Origin of the sequence: Polynucleobacter sp. (genome assembly GCF_040400325.1) — a bacterium.
Lineage (GTDB): Bacteria > Pseudomonadota > Gammaproteobacteria > Burkholderiales > Burkholderiaceae > Polynucleobacter.
Window position 1 is genome coordinate 1 of record NZ_JBBAQK010000054.1, and the last position, 1,057, is coordinate 1,057.

At 40.8% G+C, this 1,057-nt stretch carries 2 protein-coding genes; one reads left to right on the forward strand and one right to left on the reverse strand.

From position 1 onward, the window contains the following. A partial coding sequence (locus tag ABWP14_RS11500; protein WP_353203110.1) for a hypothetical protein occupies positions 1–223 on the forward strand: 223 nt, incomplete at its 5' end. A 73-nt stretch (positions 224–296) separates the two neighbouring features. On the opposite strand, the gene ABWP14_RS11505 is transcribed toward ABWP14_RS11500, so the two are convergent. After that, the gene (locus tag ABWP14_RS11505) at positions 297–518 is read right to left on the reverse strand and encodes a hypothetical protein (protein WP_353203111.1); all 222 of its coding nucleotides are present in this window, start codon (positions 516–518) and stop codon (positions 297–299) included. Between the last annotated feature and the right edge of the window lie 539 nt (positions 519–1,057).

Sequence of the window (1,057 nt, forward strand, 5' to 3'; positions counted from 1 at the left end):
AAGCCTACGGTGGAATGCGGATTTGATTTTCATAACCTTGAATGGGTTGAATGAAAAGCCATACAAAAAAGTCCTACTGATGGTGGACTTGTGTCGATCCAATAGCTTGGCTGAGTTGTTTGTATGTCATGTGCAAATTCGACTTCCAGGTCAAGAAGCCTTGAATGCTACACATCCTCATCCATCCAACCCTCAGTTAATCAAAGTTGCACTAAGTGCTTGAATACGCCTAACGGAATATGGGCATGCAAGTAGATAATGCCATTGAAGATTTTGCGTAACCTCAGCAGCAATTTTCAGTCGTAAATTCCGAATTTATTTTTTATAGCAAAGGAAATCGTTAACGCGTTTTTACTTGTGCTGCTTGAGTTTTTATTAACTTCAGCAACCTCAGCACACTCTCGAACAATCAAAATGGCAAATTTTTCTATTTCATGATGAAAACTATGCCCATCCATAAGATCATTATGAAGGTTGAACCCCGCTAATTCAGCAAATTTTTGGATGTGTTCATTCATCTAGCTGCTCCTCTCATCAATTAATCTGTAATGGGTAGGAAGAAGTTAACTTGACGAAGACCTTGATAATTAAACTGGACAACTCATATCTGAGCCACAGCAAAGCGGCGACTTGATTTTGCCCTCACATTTCGGACATTTGGCTATTTCGACCTTGCTCCCGTCTGGAAGTTCAAGATGGTCATCAACTAAAGGTTCGTTACATTTTCCACAGGTTGTTAAAACGGACATACCGCATTTAGCGCAAGAATAAAGTGCCATGGCAAGCTCCTCATTAAGTTAGTAAATTATGTTATTCAAGCACGTTTTATATGAAAGTTCAAGCCGCAATAGTCATTTATTGGCTTAGAAATTAAGGAATCGAAACTTGGTTTCTAACCAGAAGGAGTTCACTATGCCCGTAAGAAGGGCCCGCATCGATCAGGGTTTAGCAAATGAAGCCCCCCAGGCTGATTAGCTACAAGAATCTCCGTCTTAAAAGCATAAAAAAGCCCGACTGAATTTAATCAATCGGGCTGGACTGCCTCCACGGGAGGGTG

Coding starts and splice junctions, on each gene's coding strand:
- ABWP14_RS11505 (WP_353203111.1), bottom strand. CDS start 518: ATGAATGAACACATCCAAAAATTTGCTGAATTAGCGGGGTTCAACCTT.